General features: G+C 64.3%; 21 protein-coding genes and 1 pseudogene. 12 read left to right on the plus strand and 10 right to left on the minus strand.

Annotation, left to right across the window (positions count from 1 at the left end; genetic code table 11):
- Window positions 1-32 precede the first annotated feature (32 nt).
- Window positions 33-1256: an MFS transporter gene (locus ACQ4WL_RS01495; RefSeq protein WP_436507615.1), complete on the minus strand. Its 1224-nt coding sequence runs from the start codon at window positions 1254-1256 to the stop codon at window positions 33-35.
- A 200-nt stretch (window positions 1257-1456) separates the two neighbouring features.
- Here ACQ4WL_RS01495 and ACQ4WL_RS01500 point away from each other — a divergent pair, with 200 nt between their 5' ends.
- Both ACQ4WL_RS01500 and ACQ4WL_RS01505 read left to right on the plus strand, forming a co-directional pair.
- A complete protein-coding gene (locus tag ACQ4WL_RS01500) occupies window positions 1457-2050 on the plus strand; it encodes a TetR/AcrR family transcriptional regulator (protein ID WP_436507616.1) in 594 nt (197 codons plus the stop codon).
- Window positions 2051-2212: 162 nt separating this feature from the next.
- A complete protein-coding gene (locus ACQ4WL_RS01505; protein WP_436507617.1) occupies window positions 2213-2611 on the plus strand; it encodes a VOC family protein in 399 nt (132 codons plus the stop codon).
- Between the two features lie 27 nt (window positions 2612-2638).
- Here the strand turns inward: ACQ4WL_RS01505 and motA are convergent, their stop codons facing one another.
- Window positions 2639-3502, minus strand: a complete 864-nt coding sequence (gene motA, locus ACQ4WL_RS01510) for a flagellar motor stator protein MotA (protein WP_101482011.1) — start codon at window positions 3500-3502, stop codon at window positions 2639-2641.
- A gap of 42 nt (window positions 3503-3544) precedes the next feature.
- Window positions 3545-3679, minus strand: a complete 135-nt coding sequence (locus ACQ4WL_RS01515) for a hypothetical protein (RefSeq protein ID WP_436508358.1) — start codon at window positions 3677-3679, stop codon at window positions 3545-3547.
- Between ACQ4WL_RS01515 and ACQ4WL_RS01520 the strand changes: the two are divergent.
- Window positions 3677-3906: pseudogene (locus ACQ4WL_RS01520) on the plus strand (hypothetical protein); the annotation flags it as partial. The gene ACQ4WL_RS01515 and the pseudogene ACQ4WL_RS01520 sit on opposite strands and share 3 nt — an antisense overlap.
- On the opposite strand, the gene ACQ4WL_RS01525 reads toward ACQ4WL_RS01520, so the two are convergent.
- On the minus strand, window positions 3839-4543 hold the full coding sequence (locus tag ACQ4WL_RS01525) for a hypothetical protein (RefSeq protein ID WP_436507618.1): 705 nt from the start codon (window positions 4541-4543) through the stop codon (window positions 3839-3841). The pseudogene ACQ4WL_RS01520 and the gene ACQ4WL_RS01525 sit on opposite strands and share 68 nt — an antisense overlap.
- A gap of 181 nt (window positions 4544-4724) precedes the next feature.
- On the opposite strand from ACQ4WL_RS01525, the gene ACQ4WL_RS01530 reads away from it, so the two are divergent.
- From ACQ4WL_RS01530 to nosR, 8 genes are all read left to right on the plus strand, one after another.
- Complete coding sequence (locus ACQ4WL_RS01530) at window positions 4725-5783, plus strand: Lnb N-terminal periplasmic domain-containing protein (RefSeq protein ID WP_436507620.1); 1059 nt, start codon at window positions 4725-4727, stop codon at window positions 5781-5783.
- 82 nt (window positions 5784-5865) lie between these two features.
- A complete protein-coding gene (locus tag ACQ4WL_RS01535; RefSeq protein ID WP_436507621.1) occupies window positions 5866-7119 on the plus strand; it encodes a DEAD/DEAH box helicase in 1254 nt (417 codons plus the stop codon).
- An 87-nt stretch (window positions 7120-7206) separates the two neighbouring features.
- A complete protein-coding gene (locus ACQ4WL_RS01540; protein WP_436507622.1) occupies window positions 7207-7665 on the plus strand; it encodes a hypothetical protein in 459 nt (152 codons plus the stop codon).
- A 138-nt stretch (window positions 7666-7803) separates the two neighbouring features.
- Window positions 7804-8670, plus strand: a complete 867-nt coding sequence (locus ACQ4WL_RS01545) for a response regulator (RefSeq protein WP_436507624.1) — start codon at window positions 7804-7806, stop codon at window positions 8668-8670.
- Window positions 8667-9011: a hypothetical protein gene (locus ACQ4WL_RS01550; protein WP_436507625.1), complete on the plus strand. Its 345-nt coding sequence runs from the start codon at window positions 8667-8669 to the stop codon at window positions 9009-9011. The genes ACQ4WL_RS01545 and ACQ4WL_RS01550 overlap by 4 nt, the downstream gene beginning before the upstream one ends.
- Entirely contained in the window at window positions 9008-9847 is an 840-nt protein-coding gene (locus ACQ4WL_RS01555) for an HDOD domain-containing protein (RefSeq protein WP_436507626.1), read from the plus strand. The genes ACQ4WL_RS01550 and ACQ4WL_RS01555 overlap by 4 nt, the downstream gene beginning before the upstream one ends.
- Before the next feature lie 14 nt (window positions 9848-9861).
- The gene (locus tag ACQ4WL_RS01560; protein ID WP_436507627.1) at window positions 9862-11325 is read left to right on the plus strand and encodes an ATP-binding protein; all 1464 of its coding nucleotides are present in this window, start codon (window positions 9862-9864) and stop codon (window positions 11323-11325) included.
- 20 nt (window positions 11326-11345) lie between these two features.
- Window positions 11346-12659: a response regulator c-di-GMP phosphodiesterase, NosR family gene (gene nosR, locus ACQ4WL_RS01565; RefSeq protein ID WP_436507628.1), complete on the plus strand. Its 1314-nt coding sequence runs from the start codon at window positions 11346-11348 to the stop codon at window positions 12657-12659.
- Here nosR and ACQ4WL_RS01570 read toward each other — a convergent pair.
- The 5 genes from ACQ4WL_RS01570 to ACQ4WL_RS01590 all read right to left on the minus strand — a co-directional run bounded on the left by ACQ4WL_RS01570 (window position 12656) and on the right by ACQ4WL_RS01590 (window position 17582).
- Window positions 12656-13984 (minus strand): ATP-binding protein, encoded by a 1329-nt coding sequence (locus tag ACQ4WL_RS01570; protein WP_436508337.1) that lies wholly within the window; start codon window positions 13982-13984, stop codon window positions 12656-12658. The genes nosR and ACQ4WL_RS01570 overlap by 4 nt on opposite strands.
- Before the next feature lie 87 nt (window positions 13985-14071).
- Window positions 14072-14743: a hypothetical protein gene (locus ACQ4WL_RS01575; protein WP_436507629.1), complete on the minus strand. Its 672-nt coding sequence runs from the start codon at window positions 14741-14743 to the stop codon at window positions 14072-14074.
- Window positions 14740-15771, minus strand: a complete 1032-nt coding sequence (locus ACQ4WL_RS01580; RefSeq protein WP_436507631.1) for an MlaD family protein — start codon at window positions 15769-15771, stop codon at window positions 14740-14742. Before ACQ4WL_RS01580 ends, ACQ4WL_RS01575 begins: the two co-directional genes overlap by 4 nt.
- Window positions 15772-15827: 56 nt before the next feature.
- Window positions 15828-16646 (minus strand): MlaE family ABC transporter permease, encoded by an 819-nt coding sequence (locus tag ACQ4WL_RS01585; RefSeq protein ID WP_436507633.1) that lies wholly within the window; start codon window positions 16644-16646, stop codon window positions 15828-15830.
- 69 nt (window positions 16647-16715) lie between these two features.
- Window positions 16716-17582, minus strand: a complete 867-nt coding sequence (locus tag ACQ4WL_RS01590) for a LysR family transcriptional regulator (RefSeq protein WP_436507634.1) — start codon at window positions 17580-17582, stop codon at window positions 16716-16718.
- Between the two features lie 127 nt (window positions 17583-17709).
- Here ACQ4WL_RS01590 and ACQ4WL_RS01595 point away from each other — a divergent pair, with 127 nt between their 5' ends.
- The gene (locus ACQ4WL_RS01595; protein WP_436507636.1) at window positions 17710-19083 is read left to right on the plus strand and encodes an MFS transporter; all 1374 of its coding nucleotides are present in this window, start codon (window positions 17710-17712) and stop codon (window positions 19081-19083) included.
- 7 nt (window positions 19084-19090) lie between these two features.
- Here the strand turns inward: ACQ4WL_RS01595 and ribB are convergent, their stop codons facing one another.
- Window positions 19091-19738, minus strand: a complete 648-nt coding sequence (gene ribB, locus ACQ4WL_RS01600) for a 3,4-dihydroxy-2-butanone-4-phosphate synthase (RefSeq protein WP_436507637.1) — start codon at window positions 19736-19738, stop codon at window positions 19091-19093.
- Window positions 19739-19810 lie beyond the last annotated feature (72 nt).

Here is a 19810-nt window from a genome sequence, read left to right on the forward strand (position 1 = left end):
GGCCAGAAGCGGTCATTACAGACTTTATTCCGTCAGTCCGTTGCAGAGCCAAGCTGCATGTCGGCAGCCTTCAGTGCGTGTTCAACAACGCTGATCCTTAACGACAGCAGCAAGGCAGCAGCGGCGAATCCTGCGGCGAGCCAGAGGTTGGCGCAGAGGCCTAGCCTGTCCACGGCCTGTCCACCGGCCCATGCCCCGAGCGCAATGGCAACATTGAAGACACTCACATACAGTGCAGCGACTATCTCCACGGCCCGGGGCGCCGCCTTCATCATCAAGGTCATCAGGCCGACCGATACACCACCGTAGGCTAGTCCCCAAGCCAGCAACACCGCGCCGCCGCCGATGCTGGAGTCGCCGACCGCCAGGAACAGTAGCGGCGTGAGCAGCAAGCCGCTCGAGATAGCGATGATGGTTGGCGCCGTGCGCCGCACCGCAACGACACCGGCCAGGAAGTTTCCAATGATGCCTGCGGAACCATAGAAAAACAGCAGTGCGCCCAGCCATTGCGCATCAAACCCCGACACTGACAGCAACAGCGGACGCACAAAGGTGAAGGCCACGAAATGGCTCGTCACCAGCAACAGGGTCAGAAGCAGGCCCGCTTGCAACTGCCGGTTGCGCAACTGCTTGCCGAATTGGCGCAAGGTCGCCGAACTGGCAGCAGGCAGCGCGGGAATGACGGCCAGATGCAGCGCCAGTACCAGGCTGCTAAACAGCGCCATGGCGCCAAAGGCCCAGCGCCATCCTGCAAAGCCGCCGATTTGTGCGCCAAGCGGCACGCCCAGCACAGAAGCGATCGCCACTCCGCCGAAGATAATCGACGTTGCCATGCCGATGGAGGGAGCGGGAACAAGGCGGGAAGCCAGGCCCCCGGCAATGGCCCAGATTCCACCCATGCAAAAACCGACGAGAACGCGTGTAGCCAGCATCCACACCATGTTTTGTGCCAATGCCGAGGCAATGTTCGCGATCACTAATAGACTCAGCAAACCACAGAGAATTTTGCGCCTGTCCAGGCGTCCCGATGCGATCACCAGCAGCGGAGCGAACAAGGCTGCCAGTAATGCTGGCAGCGAGATCATCAGGCCGGCGGTTCCGGTGGAGGTGTCCAGGGTGTCAGCAATCGGCGTCAACAGACCGACCGGCAGCATTTCCGTCGTCACTACCGAGAAGGTGGCCATGCCTATAGCGGTGACCGCCAGCCACGGGTGACGGACAGTGGTTTCTGCTGCAGCGTTGGGAGACGTACTCATGCTTCCTATCCTTCATTTGATCATTCGATAAATGGCTTGCGCCGGCATCAGGCGGCGTCGGGGCGCTGTTATGCAATGGCATGCCCTGCTTGCAATGGAGACACGTCGCAGTGATAATACATACAGCACGTATGAATAAATTATATATTCATACGCACTGTATGTAAACAATCATGCGCTACGTATGTAAGGAGAAAGCAATGGTTCGCCGCACCCGTGCCGAAATGGAAGAAACCCGTGCATCGTTGCTAGCCACTGCGCGCAAAGTGTTCAGCGAGCGCGGTTATGCCGACACATCAATGGATGACCTCACCGCGCAGGCTGGGCTGACGCGTGGTGCGCTGTATCACCACTTTGGCGACAAGAAGGGCTTGCTGCTCGCGGTGGTAGAACAGATCGACGCGGAAATGGATGGCCGCCTGCAAACCATCTCCGAACGCGCCGACGATCTGTGGGACGGTTTTCGCAGTCGCTGCCGTGCCTATCTGGAGATGGCCCTGGAGCCGGAAATTCAGCGTATCGTTTTACGCGATGCCAGGGCGGTCCTGGGTGGTGCCTCACCGGACTCGCAGCGCCATTGCATCGCGTCGATGCAAGGCCTTATCCAGGAGCTGATCCATCAAGGCATCGTGGCAGACGCTAGCCCAAGGGCACTGGCTTCGCTGATTTACGGCAGTCTGGCAGAAGCGGCGTTCTGGATCGCAGACGGTGACGAAGGCAAGGCGCGATTGATCGAGGGAGTTGCTGCCTTGGAATTGCTACTACGCGGGCTGTTGGTTAAAAGGTCATCGTGACACGTTACTAGGTCATCGCGCCAATCTTGCATGCATGCCATCGATCACGTGCCCATCACTTTTATTGATATATTAGAGGAGCCAGCGTGTCAATTTTGTGTGCCTCACCCGTCGCAGGGGTGACGCACGGGTTGCCCATTCCACCGAACCCAGGGAAGCGCCATGAACAAACAGATCATCCTCAACCTGCCCGTGAAGGACCTGGACACATCCAGGGCCTTCTTTTCCGCTCTCGGCTTTGCCTTCGATCCCCGCTTCAGCGGCGAGAATGCGGCGTTCATGAACATCGTCGACGGCACCATTCAGGCCATGCTGACGACCGAACCGTTCTTCCAGTCCCTGATCGACAAGCCGGTAGCGAATGCCAGGCAAGCCAATGAAGTCGTCATTTGCCTCAGTTGCGAAAGCCGGGAAGAGGTGGACAGCCTGATCGCCAAGGCCGCTGCCGCTGGTGGCCGCATACCGCATCCGCCCGAGGACCATGGCTTCATGTATGACCAGGGCTTCGAGGATATCGATGGCCACCTGTGGAATCTGGTCTGGACGGCGCCGGAAGCCTGACGCGCCGGGCAAGCGAAACAGGCCGTATCAGTTTTTCGTGCGCACCTGGCGCACGTGGTTTTCCAGTTCGCTGAACGAGGGGCGTTCCGTGGCGGAAATGACCTTGCGGCCGAATTCCACGGCCAGCGCCGGCGCGTAACCGTTCAGGCTGGCCAATAAGGTCACTTTCACGCACTGGTACATCTTCGCCGTTTCATGGTGCTTGCGGCGCAGCAAGCTGGCTAGCGGTGCGATAAAGCCGTAGGCCAGCAAGATGCCGATGAAGGTGCCCACCAGCGCCTGGGCGATCAGCACGCCCAGCTCGGCCGGCGGCAAGCCGACGGATGCCATCGTGTGCACCACGCCCATCACGGCGGCCACGATGCCGAAGGCGGGCATGGCGTCGGCCAGCTGCGATATCGTCTGGATCGGCATTTCCGCATCTTCATGGTGCGTCTCGATCTCGTTATCCATCAGGTTTTCGATCTGGTAGGCATCCATATTGCCCGACACCATCAGGCGCAGGTAATCGGTGATGAATTCCAGGATGTGCTCGTCGCCGAGCGTGTACGGGTATTTCACGAAGATCGGGCTGCGATACGGGTCGTCGATATCGTCCTCGACCGACATCAAGCCTTCCTTGCGGATCTTGCTGAGGATTTCATACATCAGCCCCATCAGTTCCATATAGCGCGCCTTCGTGTATTGCGAACCGTGGAACAGGGTGGGCAGGGCGGCGAACGTGGCGCGGATGGCCTTGGCGTCGTTGCCGACAAAGAAGGTGCCCAGCGCGGCGCCGCCGATCATCAGCAGTTCCAGCGGCTGGAACAGGGCCGCCAGGTGGCCGCCCTGCAGGGCGAAGCCGCCGAAGACGGAAAACAGCACGACGAGAAATCCGAGTATGACTAGCAAAACTTACCCCCTCATAATATTGCCATATCGCAATATTGTAGTTTAACCTGATTCGGCCTCCGTGGCCGCTTTCGGCTGCACCTGCTGGCCGAGAAAATTGATAAAAGCGCGCACTTTGGCGGGCAACTGGTGGCGGCTCGGGTAGTAGGCGGACGGGGCGGCCGGCGCCAGCGGCATATCGCGGCGGGCCTGGGCCTGGTCGGCAATGAATCGTATCCGGACCTGTTCCAGCCCTTCGGTGGCTTCCCCGATGGTGTCAGCCTGGAAACGGCCACGTCACCATGCCGGACCTGGTCGGCATCGGCTTCGAGGACAAGGCGAATCGGTATGCTAACGTCAGGCCGGCGCCAGCCGCTTCATGCGCGCGGCGGGACTGTTCTTCTCCCAGCGGAACAGCCACATGATGATCAGCTTGGTCGTGGCGCTGACGCAGGCCAGCAGCAGCAGGGGCCAGCCCGTCGACAGTCCCATGACGCAGGCAAAGAAAATGGTGCTGATATCCATCGCCAGGATGAACTGGCTCATTGTCAGCGATACCGCGCCCGTCTTGCCCGAACGCCAGATCAACCGGATCTGGTGCGCATAGCCTTGCGCCAGCAGCACGGTGACGGCGACGATCAGGCTTTGCGAGATCACGCGCTTTTCATCGCTGAAGGTGGGGCCGAAGGCCAGCCCCGCCACACCCGCGCACAGCAGCAGCGCGCAGGCCAGCAGCGCATTGCGCGATGCCACGCTGCGGCGGTCGCGGTCAATTTCATACAGGATGCCCAGCGCGATCAGCGAAGCGATCAGGCGCGGCCAGACGATGTAATGGTTGAACGGCGTGATCGAATAGCCGTACACAAAGAATGCGCAATACGCGAGAAAGCTGACGCTGAACTGGTTGAGCGACAGGATGTCCGTCGTCTTGCCGGCGCCGATGCCGGCATCGCGCTTGCGCTGCCAGATTTTCTGCAGCTGCGACCACAGGCCAAGCAGGCTGACGACGATGAAGAGGGAGTTGAGGCTGCCGGCGAGGGCGTAGAGGGAAGGGGGTTGCAAGGTATCTCCTGGAGTGGCCAAGGCAGCGTTGACGTGACAGGCCGCCTTGTCTATACATTTTATGTGCACAGCATGCTCTCATGAAATAAATTATCAGGCAAGCAACGCTTTACCGCTGCGGCCTGTGCCGCGATACTTGCCTGAACTCACCTGTTCCAGCGCTTGCCCTTATAATCAGGGCATGACTTTCTTATCACTGCGTGCCCGCTCCATGCTGGGCACTCTCGGCAAAATGGCCGTTTCCCTGATTCTCCTGTTGACTGCACTGTGGGGCGCGCTGGCGCTGTGGTACCAGCTCTCTGGCGGCACGGCGGCGCAAGCCATCGGCGCCCTGCTGTGGGGCGCGCTGGGCGTGGCCAGCGTGATGCTGTGGTGGATGCGCGGCGATGCGCGCGTGCTGCTGCCGTATGCGGCCGGTTTCGTGCTGCTGCTCGTGTGGTGGAGCCTGATCGCGCCGAAACAGCAGCGCGTGTGGGCCGACGACGTGGCGCGCAATGTCACGGGCACGGTGACGGGCAATCTCGTCACCCTGGACAATGTGCGCAATTTCGACTGGCGCAGCGATGACGATTACACGGTCAAGTGGGAGCAGCGCAGCTACGACCTCGACGAGCTGCGCACGGTGGATACGGCGCTGTCATACTGGACGGGCCCTTACATAGCGCATACCCTGATCTCGTTCGGCTTTGCGGACGGCCGCTTCCTGACGTTTTCCATCGAGATCCGCAAGGAAAAGGGCGAGAGCTTTTCCGCCATCGGTGGCTTTTTCAAGCATTTCGAGATGAGTCTGATCGCCGCCGACGAGCGCGACATCCTGCGTGTGCGCACGAACGCGCGGGGCGAGGACATGCATTTGTACCGTGTGATGATGCCGAAAGCGGCCATGCGCTCGCTGTTCCTGGCCTACCTGGACGAAGCGCAGGCGCTGAAGGCCAAGCCGCAGTTCTACCATACCCTGACGGCCAACTGCACCACCATCGTCTTCGAGATGGTGCGCCGCATCGTGCCGGGCCTACCGTTCGACTACCGCCTGCTGGCCTCGGGCTACCTGGACCGCTATCTGTTCGACGTCCAGGGCCTGGTGCCCGGCTCGACCTTCCAGCAGCTGCGTGACGGCGGCCACATCACGGCGCGCGCGCGGGCCGCCAACGACGACGCGGATTTTTCGCACGCCATCCGGCGCGGCATGCCGGGCTACGATGAAGAAGGCCAGCCGGTGCGGCAAATGCCAAAACAGTAGCCGCCTGCCTTATACTGTCGCTATTCCGACCGGCCGCACATTGCGGCCGGTCTCACTTTACGAATATACAAGAAGGCCCGCTATGCCATTTTCCTCACTGGGTCTGATTCCCTCCCTGGTCCGCGCCGTTGACAAGGCCGGCTATGCCGCGCCGACGGCCATCCAGGCGGCCGCCATTCCCGCCATCTTGCGCGGCAGCGACGTGCTGGGCGCGGCGCAGACGGGTTCCGGCAAGACGGCCGCCTACGCGCTGCCGCTGCTGCAGGCGCTGATGGCGCCCGTTTCCGGCCCGCGCCAGGTGCGCGCGCTGATCCTCGTGCCCACGCGTGAACTGGCGGCGCAGGTGGGGCAGACGGTGCACGCGCTGGCCAAGCCGCTGCCGATCAAGCTGAAGATTTCCGTGCTGTTCGGCGGCGTGTCGATCAATCCGCAGATGATGGACTTGCGCGGTGGCGCCGATATCGTCGTCGCCACGCCGGGCCGCCTGCTGGACCTGGTGCGCCAGAACGCCGTGAAACTGGGGGGCGTGTCGCTGTGCGTGCTCGACGAGGCCGACCGTTTGCTGGACATGGGTTTTAGCGAGGAAATCAACGCGATTCTGGCGCTGTTGCCGGCCAAGCGGCAAAACCTGTTTTTCTCCGCCACCTTCCCCGACAGCGTGCAGGCGCTGGCCGACAGTCTGCTCAGGGAACCTGTGCGCATCGAGGTGGCATCCGAACCGCAGGACAAGCCCGACATCGTGCAGCGCGCCATCACGGTTGACGTGCCGCGCCGCACGCAGCTGCTGCGCTACCTGATCCTGCAGCAGCAGTGGGACAGGGTGCTGGTGTTTGTCGCCACCAAGTACGCGGCCGAACACGTGGCCGACAAGCTGCAGCGCGCGGGCCTGCACGTGGGCGCCTTCCATGGTGAATTCAGCCAGGGCACGCGCAGCCAGCTGCTGGCCGACTTCAAGGCGGGGCGTTTGCAGGTGCTGGTGGCGACCGACGTGGCCGCGCGCGGCATCGACATCGCCGGGCTGCCGGCCGTCGTCAATTACGACTTGCCCCGTTCGGCCGTCGACTACACGCACCGCATCGGCCGCACGGGCCGCGCCGGCGAAAGCGGCACGGCCATCAGTTTTGTGACGGCCGATACGGAAGCACATTTCCGCCTGATCGAAAACCGCAACGACTTGCGCATCGTGCGCGAAGTGGTGGCCGGTTTCGAGCCGACGGAACTGCCCGCGCCGGTGAGCGCCGTCACGGACACGGTGAATGGCGGCGTGAAGGGCGCGCGTAAAAGCAAGAAAGACAAATTGCGCGAGGCGGCCGCGAGGGCCACTGGCGAGAACTAAATCGCCCTTATGTGTGCTAGCCGCTTGAACGGCTGGCCGTCCCGCTCTAAGATAGTGTTTCTATAAAGCAAGGGGGCGGGAATGCACATGACATGTATCAAACGCGCGGGCACACTGGCTTGCGCGCTGGCGCTGGCCGGCTGCGCCGGCATGGGTGGGAAGAATGACACGAGCGGCATGCAGATGCCGGGCAAAGCGCCTGCCGATGCGGCCGTGGCCGCCACCTGGTACAACCCGCCCGGCGAATTTCCCGGCATTTGCCTGACCCAGTTCAAGGATGGCAGCCTGCGTTTCGACGGCGGCTTCGCTTTCTATAATCCGGGCCGCTGGGCATACGATGGCGCCATGTCCGAACTGCGCCTGGAACTGGCGCCGACGCCATCGTTGGAACTGGCGCACGCGCAAACGGTGTTGCACAAGAATTTGCTGAGGGTCGAGGCGGCCAGGAACACGTTGGTGTACGCCGTGAAGGCCGATACGCAAGCCATCGGCCTGGGCGGTTTTGTGTTTTACCGCGACACACCTTGCCCGGCACGGCGCGGATAAGTGCCGGATAAGTGCTATGAAGGAACATTTAGTCGTATAATTTCAGCGTAAGCTGGCTGCCGCGCAAGATGATGCCGCGCGGCAGATTCCCGCTCCAGGCAAGCTCCCATATCGCCGTGGCGATGAGAGGATGGTCCGATGGATGTGCACGACGAGCAGGGTATGCCAGGGACTGCGGTGCCGGCGGCGGATGCCGTGCAGCAGCCTGCGGCGCAGCCACGCACCTTGCTGCTGGTCGATGACGAGCCGAATATCCTCGCTTCCCTCAAACGCCTGCTGCGGCGCGATGCCTACCATATCCTGACGGCCGGCAGCGGCCAGGAAGGGCTGGACGTGCTGGCCAGCCATGCGGTCGACGTGATCGTGTCGGACCAGCGCATGCCCGGCATGCTGGGCGCTGACTTCCTGCGCAAGGCCAAGCTGCTGTGTCCGCAAACCATGCGCATCATGTTGTCGGGCTATACCGAGTTGCAGGCCGTCACGGATGCCGTCAACGAGGGGGCCATCTTCAAATTTCTCACCAAGCCCTGGGAAGATCATCAGCTGCGCGAGCATATCGCCGAAGCCTTCCGCCTGAAGGGCATCGACGACGACAATACGCGCCTCAACATGCAACTGCGTGACGCCAACCAGGCGCTGGCGGCCGCCAATACCGCCATGCAGGCGCTGGTGAGCCAGCAGCAGCATCAGATCAGCCGAGACGAGGTCAGCCTGGGCATCGCGCGCGAAGTTCTGCAATTTTTACCTTTGCCCGTGATCGGGCTCGACGAGGACGGCATGATTGCCTTCATCAACGCGGCGGCGGAAAACCTGTTCGAGCGGGGCGCGGCCTTGCTGGGCAACGAGGCGGCGCTGGTCCTGCCGCAGCTGTTCGACGGGCAGGGCGCGCCCTGCATGGTCGCCATCGATGGCCAGCCGTATGCCGTGGAGATCCACCCCATGGGCTTGCATTCGCGCTCGCGCGGCAGCCTGGTCACCCTGAGTCGTCATGGAGCCGGTACATGAGTGAAAGCGTGAGTGAAAGCGGACGCGAGATTTCCATGGAACAGGCACAGGAAGGCATGGTGCTGGCGCACGCCCTGAGCGACGCCAGCGGCACCGTGCTGCTGGCCCAGGGTGCCACCCTGACGGCGGCCAGCCTGACGGCCTTGCGCCGGCGCAATGTGGAGCGCTGCCACGTCGTCATGGAAGCGGCGTTGGACCCGGCCGCGCAGGCGCATGCCGAGCAGGAACGGGTGCGCCGCCTGGAACGGCTGGCCGTGCTGTTCCGCACCACGCCGCCCGATTCCGCCGGGGCGGAACTGCTGGCGCTGCTGCAGCGCTACCGGCAAGGGGGCGGGGCATGAATCGGCTTAATTTTGAACACATCATCCGCCAGATACAGGAATTGCCGTCGCTGCCGGTGGTCGTGCTGGAATTGCTGTCGAGCATGGACCAGGACGATACGGACGTGCATGTGCTGGCGCAAAAGATCGAGCTGGACCAGGCTTTGGCGGCGAAGACCTTGCGCATCGCCAATTCCTCGTTCTACGGCATGCAATCGAAGGTCACCAGCATTCCGCAAGCCGTTTCCGTGCTGGGCTTTCACAGCATCCGCACCGTCGTCACGGCTTGCGCCCTGACGGGCAGCTTCGCGCCGGCGAGCGGCGGCTTCGATTTCCAGGCGTTCTGGCGCCATTCGCTGGCCACGGCCATCGCCGCGCGCCTGCTGGCGCCGCACCTGGGCATCAATCCCGAGACCGCCTTCACGGCCGGCCTGCTGCATGATCTGGGCACGCTGGTGCTGGTGACGCGCTTCCCCGCCGAGCACGCGCTCGTGCGCAGCTACCGCCAGGCGCATGACTGCCAGATGGCCGACGCGGAACTGGCCGTCATCGGCATCGATCACGCGCAGGTGGGCAGCGCCCTGGCCGCTTACTGGAAGTTTCCCGAGGCGATACAGCAGGCGGTGGCCGACCACCACGCCATCGACCGGCTGGAGGCGGGCGGCTTGCCGCTGGCCGTGCATATGGCCAACGCCGTCGCCCTTGCGCTGGACCTGGCCGGTATCGACGATGCGCTGGTGCCGCCCATGTCGCCCGCAGTCTGGCGCAGCCTGTCCCTGGACGAGCAAGCCTGGTTTGCGCTGCTGCGGCAAACGGAACATACCTTTGATGAAATGTCGCGGATCATGCTGGCATGAACAAGAAAGAGGCCATGGAAACAGACGCAGGGCAGGCGCTGCCCGCCACGCCGGAACGCCGCCAGACCGATGCCATCGCGCTATCGGCATTCTTCGATGGCCATCCCGTGGCCACCTTCGCCATCGACACGGACCATGTGGTGACGCACTGGAACAGCGCCTGCGAACAATTGCTGGGTTTTACGGCCGCCGAGATGGTCGGCACGCGCGACCACTGGAAGGCGTTTTATCCGCAGCCGCGCGCCTGCCTGGCCGATTTGCTGGTGGCCGACGATATCGCGTTCGGTGAAAATGACCTTTACCTTGGCAAGCTGAAGCGCTCTCCCGTGATTCCCGGCGCCTTCGAGGCCGAGGATTTCTTTGCCGATATCGGCCCCGATGGGCACTGGCTGCATTTTACGGCGGCGCCTCTGCGCGACCGGCAAGGGCGCCTGGTGGGCGCCATCGAAACCCTGCGCGACGTGACCGAGCGGCGCATTGCGGAACTGGCGCTGCGCAAGGCGCACGACAACCTGGAACACCTGGTGGCCAAGCGCACGGCCCAACTGGCCGACATGAACGAGCGCCTGGCCGACGATATCCGCCAGCGCCAGATTGCCGATCTGGAATTGCGCGAGCGTAACCTGGCCCTGACGGAATTGAACAGCAAGCTGTCGCTGGCCCAGCAAAAGCTGTTGCAGTCGGAAAAGCTGGCCTCGATCGGTCAGCTGGCCGCCGGCGTAGCGCACGAGATCAACAATCCCATCGGCTATGTATTTTCGAATGTTGGCACCCTGGAAGGGTATCTGGACGACCTGTTCAGCATGCTCGACGCCTACGAGGAAGCCGAGCCGGCCGTCGCCGACGCGGTGGTGGCGGCGCGCCTGCGCGCGCTGCGCGAACAGATCGACCTGGACTTCCTGCGCACCGACATTCCGCTGCTGATGGGCGAGTCGAAGGAAGGCATTTCACGCGTGCGCCGCATCGTGCAGGACCTGAAGGATTTTTCGCGCACGGATGCGCACCAGGAGTGGGTCTGGGCCGATCTGCGCCAGGGCATCGATACCACGCTCAATATCGTGAATAACGAAATCAAGTACAAGGCCGAGGTGGTGCGCGAGTATGGCGACATTCCCGACATCGAATGCCAGCCTTCCGAGCTCAACCAGGTGATCATGAACCTGGTCGTCAATGCGGCCCACTCCATGGACGAGGCGCGCGGTCGCATCACCCTGCGCACGGGCAGCGACAACGCGACGGAAGTGTGGATCGAGGTCGAGGACACGGGCGGCGGCATCGCGCCCGAACACCTGTCGCGCATCTTCGACCCGTTCTTTACCACCAAGGCCGTCGGCAAGGGCACGGGGCTGGGCCTGTCGCTGGCCTACAGCACGGTGCAAAAACACCATGGCCGCATCGACGTGCGCAGCATCATCGGCCGCGGCACCACCTTCCGCATCACCTTGCCCGTGCGCCAGGCGCAGGCCGCCGTACCATGACCATCAATGAACAGGACAGCATGAGCACCAGCACCGCGGCCGTGCCGCCGACCATCCTGTGCGTCGACGACGAACCGAATATCCTGTCGTCGCTGCGGCGCCTGTTTCGCCCGCACGGTTACCGCGTGCTGACGGCCGACGGCGGTGCAGCGGGCCTGGCCCTGCTCGAGAGCGAGACGGTGGACCTGGTCATCTCCGACATGCGCATGCCGCATATGGATGGCGCGCAATTCCTGGCCCAGGTGCGCCAGCGCTGGCCCGGCACCATGCGTTTGCTGCTGACCGGCTATGCCGACATCCAGTCCATCCTCGACGCCATCAACCAGGGCGAGATTTACCGTTACGTGACCAAGCCCTGGGACGAGAACGATATCGTGCTGGTGGTGCGCCACGCGCTGGAACGGCGCGCGCTGGAACAGGAAAAACGGCGTCTGGAAGCGCTGACGGCCAGCCAGAACGTGCAGCTGCAGGCGCTCAACGCCAGCCTGGAAGCGAAGGTGGCCACGCGCACGCAGCAGCTGAAACAGTCGCACGACGAGGTGCAGGCGGCCAATGAGCGCCTGAAGGCCACGTTCGTGACGACCATCAAGGTGTTTTCCAACCTGATCGAGATGCGCGGCGGCAAGCTCGTCGGCCATGCGCGGCGGGTGGCGGAACTGGCGCGCAAGCTGGCGCAGGCGCTGGGCCTGGAAGGGCAGGAGGCGCGCGACGTGTTCATCGCCGCCCTGCTCAAGGATATCGGCAAGCTCAGCCTGAGTGACGATGTGCTGGAACTGCCGGCCAGCGCCTGGACGGGCGAGCAGCTGGCCGCGTTCCGCAAGCATCCGCTGCGCGCGGAACAATTGCTGATGGCGCTAGACGAGCTGCGCGCCGTTTCCGTGATCTTGCGCTCGCAACTGGAGCGTTTCGACGGCGGCGGTTTTCCCGATGGCCTGGTGGGCCTGGCCATTCCGCTGGGCGCGCGCATCCTGGCGCTGGCGTCGGACTATGACGGCTTGCAGATCGGCGCCATGGTGCAGCGCAGCCTGCGCGCCGACGAGGCCCGCACCCTGATCTACGACAGCGTCGGCAAGCGCTATGACCCCGCCGTGGTGGCCGCTTTCCGCAGTATCATGGACGAGACGGAACCGCCGGCGCGCGATCTGACCGTGCTGTCTGGCCAGTTGGAACCGGGCATGGTGCTGTCGCGCGACCTGATCAGCCGCGATGGCCTGATGCTGCTGGCGGCTGAACACGTGCTGACGGCCCGCGTGATCGCCCAGCTGCTCGATTTCGAAGGCAAGAATGGCGGCCGCCTGAGCATCCGCGTGTACGCCCCGCCGAAAGACGCTTAGGCGTTCCCTGCGGCGCCAGAGGGCTGCAGCGGCAGGTGCACGGTAAAGCGCGTGCCCTGGCCCACTTCCGAGGCCACTTCGATGCGCCCGCCGTGCTTGTTGACGATGCCGTACGAGAGCGACAGGCCCAGGCCCGTGCCGCTGCCCACGGCCTTGGTGGTGAAGAACGGCTCGAAGATGCGATTCAGGTGCTCGGGCGCGATGCCGGCGCCCGTGTCGCCGATTTCCACCCACACCCAGCCGTCTGCATGGCCTGTGCGGATGCTGATTACGCCGTCGCCGCTGATGGCCTGGCCCGCGTTGACGAGCAGGTTCATGAATACCTGGTTCAGCTGCGAGGCCAGGCACAGTATCGGCGGCAGCTCGCCATAGTGTTTTTCGATGCGCGCCTTGTATTTCAATTCGTTGGCGACAATGTTCAGGGTGCTGTCCAGGCCTGCATGCAGGCTGGCAACCTGCCAGTCCGTCTCGCCCACGTGCGAAAAATCCTTCAGTGCCTGCACGATGTCGCGCACGCGCTTTAAGCCATCCATCGATTCGCGCACCAGGTCCACCATGTCGTCCTGCAGGAAGCCCAGGTCGGCCTGTGCGCGCACCTGGGCCACGCGCGCAGCCAGGGCCGGGCCGTCGAGCGCCTCGCGCATCGCCGCTTCATACTGGGCGATGACGCCGAACAGGGTGCCCACATAGCCTTGCAGCGAACTCATGTTGGAGTTGACGAAGCCGATCGGGTTATTGATTTCATGCGCGATACCGGCCGCCAGCTGGCCGATGGAAGCCATTTTTTCCGATTGCAGCAGTTGGTCGTGCGCTTCCTGCAGCTTACTGATCAGTAGTTGCTGCTCTTCGCCGCGCGCCTGCAGCATCGCTTCCATGCGCTTGCGTTCGGTAATATCCGTCAGCGAGCCGATCACCTCGAACGGCACGCCATGCTCGTCGCGCACCAGGCGCAGGCTGTCGTGCATCCACAGGTAGCTGCCGTCGCGCACGCGGAAACGGTATTCATAGGCGCGCGCGCCTTCGACGAAAATTTGCGCCAGGCTGGAAAAGATGCCGGGCGCATCGTCTGGGTGGATGTGGTCGAACCAGAAATTCGGGTCGGCCACCATTTCCTCGGGCTGGTAGCCCAGCACATTGAAGGCATTGTTGCTGACAAAAGTCATCTTGAAGTCGCCGCTGGGCACGGTGCAATAGATGATGGAGGGCGTATTGTCGAGCAGGTATTGCAGGCGCACGGCCGTGCCGGCCGACGCATCCTCGCCAGGCGCTGCCCCGGCATGCCGGCCGGCATCGGGGGGGGAAAGGTCGAAATCCTCGAACTGCATGGTCTTACCTCGCTGCCTGCACGGCATGGATGTCATGCTGGCTCGATTATGCCTGATTCTGCCTGGCTTGGGCCGTCATCTGCATACTCAAGGCGCCAGCGGCTGCTCCACGATCGCCATGCGCCGCGCGATGTGCTGCGCCGCTTGCGTGTCGCCCGCCTGTTCGGCGCGCAGGCGCTGCACGCCCAGCCACGCCAGCAGCGGGCGGCGCCAGCCCTGATCCGAGGCGGTGGCCACGGCCGTATCGAGCAGCGCCGGCGTGGCGCGGCCCGAGCGCAGCAGCACGCCGGCCGCCACCAGCTGCGACAGCGGGTCCTTGATGGCCGCCACGGCGCTGGCGGCGGCCGTGTCCGAGCTGGCGCTGGCGGCCGCCCGCTGCGCTTGCGGCAGCAGGGCGATGTCGGCCGCCTGCCCCTTGCCGGCCAGCCAGGCCGCATACGCGCGGTCGGCGGCTGTCGCATCGGCGCGCAGTGCGTCAAAGCCGGCACAGTCTTCGAAGGCCAGGCTGGCCACGCGCGCGGCGCAGCGCAGCAGTTCGATGCGCGCCACCAGTTCGAGCTTGCCCGTGCCGGCCACCTGGCTGCGGGCGCGCTGGAATTCCGTCTGTTCGACCAGGGCATTGCCATTCAAATAGGCCGCTTGAAACCGTTCGATGGAACTTTGCGCATTCATCTTCCAGTCCGGCACGGGCGGGCCACTGGAACAGGCGGCGAGCATGGTGGATAGCAGGGCAGCGATGGCGAGGCGGGACATTTTCATGGCAGTTTGATCTCCGGATTGCGCTTGAACGGCCATTTTCGGTTGATTTCATTGACCAGTTGCTCGACCTTGCGCAGATTGCTTTCCACGTCCGCGCGCAACGGGCCCAGGTCGGCTGTCGCCGCCCTGGCATTGGCGCCCACGGCTTGCGCCTCGACCAGCACGGCGTCGACCTTTTTCAGGCTGGCGCGCGTGTCGGCCAGCAGGGCGTTCAGCTGCACGATGGTTGCCTGCGCATCCGTCATCACGCCCTTGTCGCCGAAGACGCGCGTATCGGCATTGGCCACCAGGCCATCCGTGCGGCGCGCCAGCTGGTCGGCCGTCATCAACAGGGTGTTGGCCCGCTCGACCAGCAGGCGCGACTGCTTGTCGTCGCCCGTCAGCAAACCCATGGCGCCGCCCGGGCCGCTCAGCTTGCCGGTGACGGCCTGCACATTGCGCAGGGTGCCGTCGAGGGCGGAATCGGTGCCCGTCAGGCTGGCCACGTTGTTCAGCAGGTCTTTGGCGGCGGCCAGCAGGCGGGGGATTTCCGCCGCCATGTCGCCCACCAGCAAGTCGCGCGTGGCGTCGTCGGGCAGCGGCGGGTCCGTCAGGATGCCGCTGTAGGCGCGCAGCTTGGCACCACCGACGATGCCCCGTTCCAGGGTGAAGATGGAACTGGTGCGCAGCCAGTGCGCGTCTTTGCGCGGCACGTCGACGATGACGCGCGCGCGCCCGTCCGGCGCCAGCTCAATGCGCTGCACGCGGCCGATGGGAAAGCCGGAAAAGGTCAGGTCGGCCCCCACGCCAACACCATCGGAATCGTCAGCCGTCAGCACCAGCGTCTGCGTGGCTTCAAAGGCGCCGCGCGCATACATCAGGTAGACGACGGAGCCGATCACCAGCGCGAACATGAAGACGAGCAGGATGGCAGCCTTCAGTTCGGCGTGGCGCACGGGCGGCGGGGCGGGCAAGACGGCATCTTGCGCGAGACCGGCGGGCGCCGTGATGTCGACCTGGTCGGGATTGGGGGGCTGGCTCTGGCTCATGGATTCTGGCTCTCGTATGGGTGGTTCGGGGATCGCTGGCGGTGGCGGGCGGGGCATCAGTAGTAATTGCCCATCAGCGAAGCCACTTCGACCAGCAGGATGACGGAAAACAGGCGCAGCATCTCGGACAGGCCGTGCGCGGCCCACAGGCGCTTGCGCCGGCCGTGCGGCTCGTCCGGATAGTAGGAGGAGGCCAGCGGGATCAGGGCCACGGCAAAGCTGAAGAAGATCACCTTGAGCATCAGGATCAGGGCCACGGCCGGATTGAATATCTGCCCCACGACGCGCGTATAACCCTGCAGCGCCCACGGCGTAAAACCGTAGATGGTGATATAGGCGAGGATCAGCGAGGTGACGCAGCTGACGATGGCCAGCATCCACACGGCGAAGATGCCGGACATCACGCGGGGAAAGTATTCGCGGCGCAGCAGGTCGACGCCCTGGCGCTGCATGGTGTCGAGCATGCCGGAAGAGCGCATTTGCGCGAATGCAATGCCGTCGGGCAGGGTCAGGCGCAGCGCGACGAACAGGGCGGCCGTCAGCGGGATCAGTTCCAGCACCAGCACGCGCACCACCATTTCCAGCGCATAGCGCGACAGGCCGTAGCTTTGCGCGCTGACGACGACGATGCGGATGAGCACCAGGCTGACCAGCGCGCTGGCCACGCTGAACCAGACGAGGTTGGGCGCCGTGTTCGTCACCAGGCGGTGCGCGAGGATGGGGCGGTTGTCGCGGTTGTAGCTCGAGGGCGACAGGGCCAGCGAAAACACGAGGATGGCGAAATGCAGCATGCGCCACCAGCTGACCAGCCAGGCCATGGTGGCCCGGTGCAGGCGGCGCAGGCTGATGATGAGGGAGACGGATAGGGTCATCATGGCATCTTAACATTGGATGCGTTCGATACAAGCGATTCCCTGGCCGTGCAGCCGTGCGCGGGTGGCCCGCTATTGGCCCGCCACGCTGGCAATGATGGCATCGGCCGCCGCCCGCACGCGTGCCGAACGGTTCAGGTCGGCGTGCATGACCAGCCATACGTCGTACGCTTCCGCCCGCTCGGGCCAGATGCGCACCAGCTGCGGGTCGATATCGCCCAGGTGGGTGGCCAGCTCGGCCACGCCCAGGCCTGCGCGCGTGGCTTCCTGCAGCATCGCCGCCGAATTGACTTCCATGGCGACCCTGGCGTTGGCGACGGGCTCGCCGGCGATTTTCTCCCCATGACGCGGCGTTACCGAATGGTGGTAAATGACGATATCGTGCCCGGCCAGCGCCGTGCCGCGCACGGGCTCGCCCCGTTCCGCCAGGTAGCTTTTCGACGCGTACAGGCCCAGGCTGCGCTTGACCAGGTGGCGCGAGATCAGGTCCGGGTCTGTGGGGCGCACGCCGCGCACGGCCAGGTCCGCTTCGCGCCGCGTCAGGCTGGCCAGTGCCGGCGCCACGTTGAGCACGATGCGGATGTCCGGGTGGGCCGCGTGCAGCTGCTGCATGGCACGGATGACGAAATGGCTGGCCATGGTGTCCGTGGTGGCCACGCGCACCAGGCCGGACAGGCGGTTGTCGACGCCCTGCATCTCGCGTTGCAGCTTGTCGGCTGCCCGTTCCATCGCTTCGGCCGCCGTGAACGCCAGCTCGCCGGCCGGCGTGGGCACATAGCCCGATGGCGTGCGCAGGAACAGGGTGGCGCCCAGGGAGCCTTCCAGCGCGGCCAGGCGCCGCCCGCAGGTGGCCTGGTCGATGCGCAGCAGGGCGGCCGCGCCGCGCAGGGTGCCGGCGCGGCCGATGGCGAGAAAGATGCGTGCGTTATCCCAATCCATGAGCCCAGTCCATATCCTTGTCCTTGTTTGTGATGCATTTTTGCATTATGGCGCCGATTTTATGCCTGTTTACTGCATTTCGCAACGCTCGCATAATGGCTGCCCCGCTGTCCCTGCAAGGAATACCATGTCTGCACCCACACCACACCGCGCCAACGGCTTGATCCTGCTGACCCTGGCCTTCGGCTTCGTCATGGCCATGCTCGACGTCACGGCCGTCAACGTGGCCCTGTCCGATATCGCGCTGGACCTGACCATTCCGCTAACGGGCCTGGTCTGGGTGGTCGACGGCTACACGCTGACGTTTGCCGCGCTGCTGCTGGCTGGCGGCGCGCTGGCCGACCGCTACGGGCCGAAAGCCGTGTACCAGGGCGGCCTGGGCGTCTTCATCCTCGGCTCGATCCTGTGCGGCGCCGCGCCCGACGGGCATTTTTTGACGGCCGCGCGCCTGTTGCAAGGGGCGGGCGCGGCCCTGTTCATGCCCAGTTCGCTCAGCCTGCTGACGCACAGCTTTGACGACGAGCGAGAACGCACGCGCATGCTGGGCGCCTGGTCGGCGCTGGTGGGCGTGGCGGGCGCGTCCGGCCCCCTGATCGGCGGCATCCTCGTGCACCAGTTCGGCTGGCGCAGCGTCTTCTGGGTCAACGTGCCGCTGGGCCTGCTGGCCATCGTCATGGCGCAGCTGCTGCTGGCCGCACCGGCGCGCCAGCCGCGCGAGTTGTCGCTGTTCAGTCATGCGCTGGGCGTGGCGGCGCTGGCGGGCCTGAGTTTCGTGCTGATCGAAGGGCCCGTGCTGGGCTGGCTGTCGCCCGGCGTGCTGGCGGCGGGGGTATTGATGCTGCTGTCTGCCTGGCAGCTGCTGCGGCGCGAGCGCAGCGGCAGCCATCCGCTGTTGCCGCGCGCACTGTTCCACAGCAGCAGCTTTGGCGCGGCCAATGGCGTGGGGTTTTTGATCAATTTCTGCGTCTTCGGCCAGCTGTTTTTATTGAGCCTGTTCCTGCAGCAGTCTGGCGGCGCCGATGCCTTGCAGTCGGGCTTGCGCCTGTTGCCGATGATGGCAGCCTATACGGTGGGGAACTTCATGGCAGGCGGTATCGCGGCGCGCCATGGCACGCGCTTGCCCATGCTGGCGGGCTTGCTGGTGGGGGCCGTGATGGCCTTGCTGCTGATGGGCTTGCGTCCGGGCACGCCCTATGGCTTGCTGGCGCTGGGCATGGCCGTCATGAATGTGGCCATCGGTATCGCCATTCCTGCCATGACGGCCACCGTGATGCGGGTGGCCGGCAAGCAGCATGCGAACAGCGCGGCAGCGGTCCTGAATGCGAACCGGCAAATCGGCGCCCTGGTGGGCGTGGCCGTGATCGGCAGCATCCTGCACATGGTGCCGGACTGGTCGCTGCGCTTGCCGCTGGCCTACGCGACGATCACCGTCGCGTATGGCTTGGCGGCGGGTCTCGTCTACCGGCACGTGCATGTGCCGAAGGCGGCAGCCGCCGCCTGAAGCAAGTTTACTGTTCGCGCGTGCTGCGCCATTCCACCAGTTCTTCGATGGTCAGAATCGGCATGCCATGCAGTTCGGCAAAGCGTTCGATAGCATCGCCGCGCATCATGGTGCCGTCCGGGTTCATCAGCTCGCACAGCACGGCTGCCGGGTTCAGGCCCGCCATGCGCGACAGGTCCACGGAGCCTTCCGTGTGGCCACGGCGCTCGAGCACGCCACCGGGCGCGGCGCGCAAGGGGAACACGTGGCCAGGGCGCACCAGGTCGGCCGGCTTGGCGTTCGGCGCGATGGCGGCGCGGATGGTGGTGACCCGGTCGGCGGCCGACACGCCCGTCGTGACGCCGTCGCGCGCCTCGATGGATACCGTGAAGGGTGTGCCGTAGCGGCTGCCATTGTCGGACGACATGGGCGTCAATTCCAGCGCGCTGACGACGTCCGTCGGCAGGCACAGGCAGACGATGCCGCTGCATTCGCGGATCAGCAAGGCCATGGTTTCGTGCGTGATTTTCTCGGCAGACAGGATCAGGTCGGCTTCGTTTTCACGGTCGAAATCGTCGAGCAGGATGACGGGAATGCCGGCGCGCATGGCGGCCAGGGCGGATTGGATGCGACCTTCCAGGTCGTTGGAAAGCAGGGTATAGCTGTTGACTAACATGGTGAAACGCTCCTCGCATAGGCGAAAAACGCTGCAGGGCAAGCGAATAGACGCAGCCGGCCGCATCGACAG

Source organism: Janthinobacterium kochi, assembly GCF_051380715.1.
Taxonomy (GTDB): Bacteria; Pseudomonadota; Gammaproteobacteria; order Burkholderiales; family Burkholderiaceae_D; genus Janthinobacterium.